Origin of the sequence: Rhodococcus sp. R1101 (genome assembly GCF_000278445.1) — a bacterium.
In the GTDB taxonomy this organism is placed as follows: domain Bacteria; phylum Actinomycetota; class Actinomycetes; order Mycobacteriales; family Mycobacteriaceae; genus Rhodococcus; species Rhodococcus gordoniae.
This window is the reverse complement of record NZ_AJVB01000128.1, coordinates 1-9,125: the sequence shown is the minus strand read 5'-3', so window position 1 is coordinate 9,125 and position 9,125 is coordinate 1. Positions and strand designations below refer to the sequence as shown.

10 protein-coding genes and 1 pseudogene are annotated in these 9,125 nt (G+C 68.5%); 4 read left to right on the top strand and 7 right to left on the bottom strand.

Features of this window, described 5'->3' with window-relative positions:
* Positions 1-195, top strand: a pseudogene (locus R1101_RS0110715) (DUF1542 domain-containing protein); the annotation flags it as partial.
* A 40-nt stretch (positions 196-235) separates the two neighbouring features.
* On the opposite strand, the gene R1101_RS0110710 reads toward R1101_RS0110715, so the two are convergent.
* The 4 genes from R1101_RS0110710 to R1101_RS0110695 form a co-directional block, all read right to left on the bottom strand.
* On the bottom strand, positions 236-1,033 hold the full coding sequence (locus R1101_RS0110710) for an Fpg/Nei family DNA glycosylase (RefSeq protein ID WP_016933432.1): 798 nt from the start codon (positions 1,031-1,033) through the stop codon (positions 236-238).
* Between the two features lie 3 nt (positions 1,034-1,036).
* Positions 1,037-1,516, bottom strand: coding sequence for a ribose-5-phosphate isomerase (locus R1101_RS0110705; RefSeq protein WP_016933431.1), 480 nt, complete (start codon positions 1,514-1,516; stop codon positions 1,037-1,039).
* Between the two features lie 204 nt (positions 1,517-1,720).
* A complete protein-coding gene (locus R1101_RS0110700) occupies positions 1,721-2,308 on the bottom strand; it encodes a GNAT family N-acetyltransferase (RefSeq protein WP_016933430.1) in 588 nt (195 codons plus the stop codon).
* Between the two features lie 37 nt (positions 2,309-2,345).
* The gene (locus tag R1101_RS0110695; RefSeq protein ID WP_016933429.1) at positions 2,346-2,978 is read right to left on the bottom strand and encodes a mycothiol-dependent nitroreductase Rv2466c family protein; all 633 of its coding nucleotides are present in this window, start codon (positions 2,976-2,978) and stop codon (positions 2,346-2,348) included.
* 162 nt (positions 2,979-3,140) lie between these two features.
* Between R1101_RS0110695 and R1101_RS0110690 the strand changes: the two genes are divergently transcribed.
* Positions 3,141-4,382, top strand: a complete 1,242-nt coding sequence (locus tag R1101_RS0110690) for an NAD(P)/FAD-dependent oxidoreductase (protein WP_016933428.1) — start codon at positions 3,141-3,143, stop codon at positions 4,380-4,382.
* Between the two features lie 64 nt (positions 4,383-4,446).
* The gene (gene pepN / locus R1101_RS0110685) at positions 4,447-7,029 is read left to right on the top strand and encodes an aminopeptidase N (RefSeq protein ID WP_016933427.1); all 2,583 of its coding nucleotides are present in this window, start codon (positions 4,447-4,449) and stop codon (positions 7,027-7,029) included.
* Positions 7,030-7,113: 84 nt separating this feature from the next.
* On the opposite strand, the gene R1101_RS0110680 is transcribed toward pepN, so the two are convergent.
* Genes R1101_RS0110680 through R1101_RS0110670 form a run of 3 tightly spaced genes read right to left on the bottom strand, consistent with a single transcriptional unit; the run spans position 7,114 to position 8,536 of the window.
* Positions 7,114-7,587 carry a DUF5130 domain-containing protein gene (locus tag R1101_RS0110680; RefSeq protein WP_026003133.1) on the bottom strand — a complete coding sequence of 158 codons (474 nt, stop codon included), beginning with the start codon at positions 7,585-7,587 and terminating at the stop codon, positions 7,114-7,116.
* The gene (ctaJ, locus tag R1101_RS0110675) at positions 7,574-7,846 is read right to left on the bottom strand and encodes an aa3-type cytochrome oxidase subunit CtaJ (protein ID WP_016933425.1); all 273 of its coding nucleotides are present in this window, start codon (positions 7,844-7,846) and stop codon (positions 7,574-7,576) included. Before ctaJ ends, R1101_RS0110680 begins: the two co-directional genes overlap by 14 nt.
* A 60-nt stretch (positions 7,847-7,906) precedes the next feature.
* Positions 7,907-8,536 (bottom strand): HNH endonuclease, encoded by a 630-nt coding sequence (locus R1101_RS0110670; protein ID WP_081494071.1) that lies wholly within the window; start codon positions 8,534-8,536, stop codon positions 7,907-7,909.
* Between the two features lie 186 nt (positions 8,537-8,722).
* Here R1101_RS0110670 and R1101_RS0110665 point away from each other — a divergent pair, with 186 nt between their 5' ends.
* Positions 8,723-9,115: a globin gene (locus R1101_RS0110665; protein ID WP_026003131.1), complete on the top strand. Its 393-nt coding sequence runs from the start codon at positions 8,723-8,725 to the stop codon at positions 9,113-9,115.
* The last annotated feature ends 10 nt before the right edge of the window (positions 9,116-9,125 follow it).

The window sequence follows — 9,125 nt, the reverse complement described above, 5'->3', positions numbered from 1 at the left end:
GGGATGGCCGGTGTCCCCTACGACGCGCAGGCGTTCGAATCCGGTGCGGGCGACCCGTCGGCGGACACCGATTACAGCGGTGGTGACGAGTACGGAGGAGGCGACGACGTCGGCGGCGGCGGTGAGGATCTCGGCGGGGGCGAATTCGGCGGTGGAGACGGCGGCGGATTCGATTTCGGCGGGTTCGACTTCTGAGTGAGCCGGGCCCTGCCCGGCCACGAATCCCGATCCTGATTCAGCGCGGCTGACAGACCGGGCACCAGAACAGGTTCCGCGCCTGCATCACCGAATGCAGCACGGGCGTCCCGCAGATACGGCAGGGTTCACCGGCGCGCCGATAGACGTACGTCCGGGGCCTGTTCCTGGCGTAGGCCGGTGCCCCGTGGTCGTGTTCCGGTCGAACGACGTGCATGCGCCCGTGCTTCACGCCGACGTTCATCAACGCGACGAGATCCTCCCAGATCGCATCGAACTCGGTGCGGGACAAGTCGTTTCCCGGACGTTCGGGATGAATGCCGTGGCGGAACAGCACTTCGGCCCGGTACACGTTGCCCACCCCGGCGATTACCGCCTGGTTCATGAGCAACGCCCCGATCGCGGTGCGCGACCTACCGATCCGGCGCCACGCCCGTTCGGGATCGGCGTCGGAACGCAGCGGGTCGGGGCCGAGTCTCGCCTCGATCGCCTCGACCTCGCCCGGGGTGAGTATCTCGCACGCCGCCGGACCGCGCAGGTCGCTGCCGTGGCGTGCGCCGATCATCCGCATCCGTACCTGTCCGACCGGTTCGCCGAGCGGCAACTCCCGGTCGGTGAACTCACCGTAGATGCCGAGATGCACGTGGACGGCGAGACCGCCCTCGTAGTGATGGAAGAGATGCTTCCCCCACGCGTCCGCGTGGGTCAGTACGCGCCCGTCCACCGCTGCGGCGCCGTCGGCGAACCGCCCCTGTGGACTGGACACCCGCACCGGCGCACCCGAGTACCACTCGTGGTGCAGCCGGGCGAGCCGGTGCAGGATGTGTCCCTCGGGCACGGATCAGGCAGGCGCACCGGGCACTGCCGGTGCTCGGCCGGTCTTCTCGTACTCGGCGAGGATGTCGATGCGGCGCTGGTGACGCTCCTCGTCCGACCACTCCGTCGACAGGAATGCGTCGACGATCGCGAGGGTCTCCTCGAGGGTGTGCATGCGGCCGCCGATGCCGATGAGCTGCGCGTTGTTGTGCTCGCGCGCGAGCTTGGCGGTGTCGACACTCCAGGCCAGGGCGCAACGGGCGCCCGGCACCTTGTTGGCGGCGATCTGCTCACCGTTACCGCTGCCGCCTAGCACGATGCCGAGGCTGCCTTCGTCGGCGACGGTGCGCCGTGCGGCCTCGATGCAGAAGGCCGGGTAGTCGTCGAGAGCGTCGTACTCGAACGCACCGCAGTCGATCGGCTCGTGGCCGTTCTTCTTCAGGTGCTCGACGATCTCATTCTTCCGTTCGAAGCCCGCATGGTCGGCTCCCAGGTAAACGCGCATGGCCAGAAGTCTAACGAGAGCCCGGCACACCCCTGCACACCCACTGCCGTCGCACGGGTGTCACGCCGGTGGGCGCCACGGTGGCCGAAGCTCGTCGACTCGTGCTGGAACTCGGCGCCGTAACCGGCCTCGTACCGCACCCGACTCGGCGCGTACTCGAACCCGTTGTTCTCGGCGGGGCGTAGCGTCCCCCACCCCCACAGGTCAGCGGCGCATCGCCCAGACCCTCGGGCCGTCGTCCGGCAGCTCGACGACACCGGTGACGACGAAGCCGAGACGTTCGTAGAGGGCGACGTTCGCTTCCGACGAGGTCTCCAGGCAGGCCGCGACCCCGTGTTCCTCGGCCGCGCGGAGTCCGGGTTCGAGGACGGCCCGTCCCAGGCCGCGTCCCTGCGAGGCGGGATCGACGCCTACCGTGGCCAGGAACCACACAGGTTCGCTCGGCTGCAGTTCTGCGGTGGCCTGCTCGGCGAGTTCGGCGGCGCGGGCACGATCGCCGCGCAGTTCGGTCACCCGATCGGCGACGGAGGCGAACGCCTCCTCGAGTCCGGTGGAACGGGGCGTCGTCCACACGGCCACCGCGTCGACGTCGTCGGAGACCCACACCCTGCCGCACCGCATGCCGATCTCGGCGAGGTAGAGCCCCTGCAGGTCGCGGACGCGGGCCTCGTGATCGCGGCCGTCGACGGTGTAGCGGGTGAACGGATAGTCGCGGAACGCTCGTCCGAGCGTTGCCGTCGCCTTCCCGATATCGCGCACCGTCGCCGGCCGGACCACATGTTCGTTCGACACGCCGTGGCACTCTACCGAGCGCCACGGCCACACCCGGTCAGGAGAAGTCGGGCTCCTCGTCGCGGCTGCGCTTGAGTTCGAAGAAATGCGGGTAGGACGCGAGGGCGACCACGCCGTCCCACACCTTCCCGGCCTCCTCGCCACGCGGGATCTTCGACAGGACGGGACCGAAGAAGGCGATGCCGTTGACGTGGATCGTGGGGGTACCGACGTCCTGGCCCACCTTGTCCATGCCGGCGTGGTGGCTCGTGCGCAGGGCCTCGTCGTAGGCGTCACTGTCGGCGGCCTCGGCCAGCGAGGCATCGAGGTCGAGTTCGGCGAGCGACGCGGCGATCACGTCCGCGAAGTCCTTGTTGCCCTCGTTGTGGATGCGGGTGCCCATCGCGGTGTACAGCGGGGAGAGGATGTCGTCGCCGTACTTCTGCGCCGCGGCGATCGCCACGCGCACCGGGCCCCACGCCTTCGTCATCAACTCGGCGTAGTCGTCGGGCAGGTCGCGACCCTCGTTGAGCACGGCCAGGCTCATCACGTGGAAACGCGCCTCGATATCGCGCACCTTCGTGACCTCGAGGATCCAGCGCGAGGTGATCCAGCACCACGGGCACAGCGGGTCGAACCAGAAGTCGGCGGTGTCCTTGCCGGTCGCGGACGCGACAGTCGGGTCGCTCAAGAGATCTCCTCACAAGAGTTCGGTACGGAGCCGGGCAACTACCGAAGGTGTACAACACGGCTCCGGCGCCGATTCTTCCCGAACCGGGCCGGAAGGTGTGCCGTACCCGTAACGTCGGACCCGGGAAGCAGGTCCGGCACGCATCTCAGTGGAGGCACCACGATGTCGGGTGAGGAAACGTTTCTGATCGTCGGCGGGGGTCTGGCCGGCGCCAAGCTGGCCGAGGAACTGCGCGCCCGCGACTTTCCCGGGCGCATCCTGCTCATCGGCGCGGAGGAGCATCTGCCCTACGAGCGACCACCCTTGTCGAAGGACTACTTCGCCGGACGCAAGCAGCTTGCCGACTTCACGGTGCACGACGGTGACTGGTACCGCGATCACCGCGTCGAACTGCTGCTCGGCACGAAGGTCACCGCAATCGATCCGGCCGCCCACACCGTGACGCTGCCCGACGGGTCGACGCTGCGCTACGACAAGCTCGCTCTCGCAACGGGCTCGACGCCCCGCACGGTCCCGATTCCCGGCGCCGACGCCGAGCGCGTGTACGTCATGCGCACCGTCGAGGATTCCGATGCGCTGCTCGCCGCGATCCACGGTGAGACCGACCACGCGGGATGGCTGGCCGTCATCGGGGCCGGATGGATCGGCATGGAGATCGCCGCGAACGCCCGCGGTCGAGGTGCGGGCGTGGTGGTCGCGGAGTCCGCGAAGCAGCCGCTGCTCGGGGCACTCGGTGAGGAGATGGGAGCGGTCTTCGCCGATCTGCACCGCGCACACGGCGTCGATCTGCGCACGAGCACCTCGGTGCGCGAGATCGTCGCGTACGACGGGCGCGCGAGCGGAATCCGGTTCGGCGACGACAGTGTGGTGCCCGCCGACGCCGTGCTCGTCGCGGTCGGGGCGCGACCGAACATCGACCTCGCCCGCGACGCCGGGCTCGCGGTCGACGACGGTGTGCTCGTCGACGCGTCGCTGCGCACGAGCGATCCGGACATCGTGGCGGTCGGCGACATCGCGTCGGTGGACCATCCGCTCCTTCGCAGCCGGGTGCGGGTCGAACACTGGGCGAACGCCCTGAACCAGCCGGCTGTCGCGGCCGCGACGATGCTCGGACGCGAGGCAGCCTACGACCGGCTCCCTTACTTCTTCACCGACCAGTACGACCTCGGCATGGAATATGTCGGGCTCGCTCCGCCCGATGCGCGGGTGGTCACCCGCGGCGACGTCACCGGTCTGCGCTTCCTCGCGTTCTGGCTCGACGACGAGCATCGGGTGCAGGCAGGGATGAACGTGAACATCTGGGATGCCGGCGACGACATCCGCGCTCTGATCACCTCCGGCCGGCCCGTCGACGCCGACCGTCTGGCGGACACCACGGTGCCGTTGTCCGACGTCGCTCCGTGAGGGTCCGCCGATCATGATGGGATGGACGCCGACCGACATTCCGTCGTGAGAAGGAGTTCTCCCCGTGGCACCACCGAATCTGACCCGCGAGCAGGCCGCCGAACGGGCCGCGATCCTGTCCGTCGACAACTACAGCATCGAACTGGACCTCACCGACGGTGCCGGCGCGCCGGGCACCACGACGTTCCGGTCGGTGACCACCGTCCGCTTCGACGCCACCGAGGGTGCCTCGACGTTCATCGACCTCATCGCGAAGACGGTGCACTCGGCGACGCTCAACGGCGAACCCGTGGACGTGGCCGGATACTCCGAGGAGAGCGGCATCGCCCTCACCGGGCTCGCCGCCCACAACGAACTCGTCGTCGACGCCGACTGCCTGTACACGAACACCGGCGAAGGCCTGCACCGGTTCGTCGACCCCACCGACGACGCGGTGTACCTGTACTCGCAGTTCGAAACGGCCGACGCCAAGCGGATGTTCGCGTGTTTCGATCAGCCCGACCTCAAGGCCACCTTCGATCTGAGGGTCACCGCGGCGCAGGACTGGGCCGTGATCTCCAATGCCGACACCGTGCAGACGGCGGCCGCGCAGCCGGGTCTCCACATCTTCCGCACCACCCCGCGCATGAGCACCTACCTCGTCGCGCTGATCGCCGGTCCGTACGCGGTGTGGTCCGACGAGTACACCGACGAGCACGGCACCATCCCGCTGCGCATCTTCTGCCGCGCGTCGCTCGCGGAGTACATGGACGCCGACCGGTTGTTCACCGAGACCAAGCAGGGATTCGGCTTCTACCACGCCAACTTCGGGATCCCTTACGCCTTCGGCAAGTACGACCAGTTGTTCGTGCCCGAGTTCAACGCCGGAGCGATGGAGAACGCCGGTGCGGTGACCTTCCTGGAGGACTACGTCTTCCGGTCCAAGGTCACCCGCTACTCCTACGAGCGGCGCGCCGAGACCGTCCTGCACGAGATGGCACACATGTGGTTCGGCGACCTCGTCACCATGCGCTGGTGGGACGACCTGTGGCTCAACGAGTCGTTCGCGACGTTCGCGTCGGTGCTGTGCCAGGCCTCGGCCACCGAGTACACCAACGCGTGGACGACCTTCGCGAACGTGGAGAAATCGTGGGCGTACCGGCAGGACCAGCTGCCGTCCACCCACCCGATCGCCGCCGACATCCCCGACCTCGCCGCTGTGGAGGTCAATTTCGACGGCATCACCTACGCCAAGGGCGCGTCGGTGCTCAAGCAGCTCGTCGCCTATGTCGGGCAGGAGCCCTTCCTCGCGGGTCTGCGCGAGTACTTCCGCGATCACGCCTACGGCAACGCCACCTTCGACGACCTGCTCGCCGCGCTCGAGAAGTCCTCCGGTCGGGACCTGTCGGACTGGGGCGCCCAGTGGCTCAAGACCACCGGACTGAACATCCTGCGACCGGACTTCGAGGTCGACGACCAGGGACGCTTCACGCGATTCGCCGTGGTGCAGGAAGGCGCGCAGCCCGGTGCCGGCGAGTTCCGCGTTCATCGTCTCGCGATCGGTGTGTACGACGACGACGGCTCCGGCACGCTCGTCCGCACGCACCGCGTGGAGATCGACGTCGACGCCGCCGAACGCACCGAGGTGCCCGATCTGGTCGGTGTGCCGCGCGGCGCGTTCGTCCTCGTCAACGACGACGACCTGACCTACTGCTCGGTGCGGCTCGACGAGGAGTCGCTCGCGACCGTCATCGACCGGGTCGGCGACATCGCCGAGTCCTTGCCCCGCACCCTGGTGTGGTCGGCGGCGTGGGAGATGACCCGTCAGGCCGAGATGAAGGCGCGGGACTTCGTCGCCCTCGTGCAGCGGGGTATCGCGGCCGAGACGGAGGTCGGTGTCGTCCAGCGGCTGCTCCTGCAGGCGCACACCGCGCTGGAGAGTTACGCCGATCCGTCCTGGGCGGCGGAGCACGGCCGATCGGACTTCGCCAATCGGCTGCTCGAACTGGCCCGCGAGTCCGCGCCGGGTTCCGACCATCAGCTCGCCTTCGTCAACGCGCTGACCACCGCCTACCTGTCGCCCTGGCACACCGAGGTGCTCGAGGAACTGCTCGGCGCCGATCCGGCCACGGTCGGCCTGCCGGGGCTGACGGTCGACACCGATCTGCGCTGGCGGATCGTCCAGGCCCTCGCCGCGGCAGGTGAGGTCGACGCCGAGGGCGTCGAGTCGCCGTTCATCGACGCCGAGGCCGAACGCGACCCGACCGCCGCGGGTGCCCGTCAGGCGGCGGCTGCCCGCGCGGCACGTCCGCAGGAGGCGGTCAAGGAACAGGTGTGGCAGACGGTCGTGCACGACGACAGCGTCCCGAACATCACGGCACGCGCCGTGATCGGCGGTTTCGCTCCGGCCGGTCAAGGAGAACTCCTCGAGCCGTATGTAGCGCGGTACTTCGCGGAGGTGCCGGGGGTGTGGGAGCGCCGCTCGAGCGAGGTTGCGCAGACCGTCGTGATCGGCCTCTACCCGTCGTGGTCGATCGGTGAGCAATCGGTGGCGGCGGCAGACGAGTTCCTCGCCGGCGACCATCCGCCGGCCCTGCGCCGGCTCGTCGTCGAAGGCCGTGCCGGGGTCGTGCGCTCGTTGAAGGCACGCGCCTTCGACGCGTCCTGACGCACCGGCCTCCCGGGACGACTGTGGCCCGCTGCCTCTCCGTCACGGAGCGGCAGCGGGCCACAGGTGGTCGTGGGCTCCGGACTAGGGAGCGACCATGGCGTTCGCGATGACGCGGACGGCACTGGTGATGCCGTCGAGCAGATTCCCCTGACCGAAGGACGACACGGCTGCGGTCACGCCGAGCTGCAGCACCCGGTCGGTGGCGCGGTCGGCGGCGGTGCGACCCGAACGGATCTCGATGCTCCGCTGGTTCGGGAAGACGGCGATGAGCACCGAGTTGTCGGCATCCGGCGTCGTCGGCAACAGGGCGTCGGTTGCAGCGGCCGGGTTCACGTCGTCGCCGATGTACACGGTGAAGCGCACATGGGTGATCCGCACGGCGTGCGTGAGCGTGTCGTCGAGGATGATGAGGTCGCGGTCCTTGAACGGCGCACCCGTGAATGCCTGGCCGAGACCGCGCACCGCGGAGATGCGTCCGCTCGCGGTGAGTGCCGCACCGTGCGGCAGGTTCTCCGGCGCGACGGCCGGACGCCGGATCACGTCACCACTTGCCACTTGCGGTACCTCCGATCAGCTCCGCCGAGGTCAGAGCGGCATGACCGTGACCATGATGCGGGTATTTCCAGGGATGGGTCGATTCGTCGGTCGCGGTCCACAGGAGCGGCTCGTGCTCCCATTTCCGGTCGAGCGTGTACGGGTCGTCCGACGGCGTGGAGCCCGGGTACTTGCTCATGACGAAGGACAGCCCACCGAAGACCAAGACGATCAGCAGCGGGATGCCGACGAAGATCAGGGTTGTCTCGAGAATGCTCACAGCCAAACGTTAGCCCAGCCGAGCCCGAAAGGCCTCATACGCCCCGGAGAACGACCCCGATCAGGCCGCACCCTCCCCCAGATACGGCAGCCAGGTGGGGTGCAACTCGGGCAGGGTGGCGAGTAGGCGCCAGTGTCGGCCCTTCGGTGGGTTCGGCACCACACGCAGGTCCCATCCGAGTTCGGTGAGCAGCTTGTCGGCCTTGCGGTGGTTGCACGGCGCGCAGCATGCGACGCAGTTCTCCCAGGTGTGCTCGCCGCCGCGACTGCGCGGCACGACGTGATCGATCGTCTCGGCCTTGCCCCCGCAGTAGGCACACCGGTTCCGGTCGCGATGCATGAGCGCGGCCCGGGTGAGCGGCACCCGCGCGTGATACGGAACGCGCACGTAGCTGCGCAGACGGATCACGGACGGCAGCTGCACCGACCATTCGGCCGACCGCACGAGCGGAGCGAGCGGATCGTCGTGCACGGTATCGGCCTTGCCCCCGGCCATCAGGACCACGGCTCTGCGAGCGGGCAGGGCGGTGAGCGGCTCGTAGGTGACGTTGAGCAGCAACACTCGACGTTTCAACCAGTCGGGTACCGTCGCGGTGCTGTCGTGCACCACGCGCAGTGTGGTGGCCCCCGGCACCCCTGCAGGGGCGTCCGCGGGCGGGAGTTGTCGATGCGAGCTGCTGCTGTGCTTCATACGACCTCCGAAAAGACTGGGAACAGTGGACCACGGATGCTCCCGAATCGCACCCGGAATCAGTGGACCGGTCCAGGTCGGGTCGGTGAACATCCGGTGTCGGTCCCGGCGGTCCCGGCTCGTCGGGCGGTGTGGTGTCGGGAGCGGGCACAATGGACGGTCGAGAGGGACGGTGAACGAATACAGATGAGTGACGAGCAGACCTTCTACGACGCGGTCGGTGGCGCCGAGACGTTCCGTCGGCTCACGGCGCGGTTCTACGAAGAGGTGGCGCGGGACGAGATCGTCCGGCCCCTGTACCCCGAGGAGGATCTCGGTCCGGCCGAGCGGCGCATGCGGATGTTCCTGGAGCAGTACTGGGGCGGCCCGCGCACCTACTCCGAGGAACGAGGGCACCCGCGACTGCGCATGCGCCACCACCCGTTCCGGATCGGGCCGCTCGAGCGCGACGCCTGGTTGCGATGCATGCACACCGCGATCGCGTCGATAGAGGAGACGACACTCGACGACGAACATCGTCGACAGCTCGTCGACTACATGAACATGGCCGCCGACTCGATGATGAACTCGCCTGTCTAGAGGTCAGCGG

Bases quoted from the DNA above. Each gene is read 5' to 3' on its own strand.
- R1101_RS0110690 (WP_016933428.1), top strand. From the start codon at position 3,141: ATGTCGGGTGAGGAAACGTTTCTGATCGTCGGCGGGGGTCTGGCCGGC.
- R1101_RS0110705 (WP_016933431.1), bottom strand. From the start codon at position 1,516: ATGCGCGTTTACCTGGGAGCCGACCATGCGGGCTTCGAACGGAAGAAT.
- R1101_RS0110670 (WP_081494071.1), bottom strand. From the start codon at position 8,536: ATGAAGCACAGCAGCAGCTCGCATCGACAACTCCCGCCCGCGGACGCC.
- R1101_RS0110665 (WP_026003131.1), top strand. From the start codon at position 8,723: ATGAGTGACGAGCAGACCTTCTACGACGCGGTCGGTGGCGCCGAGACG.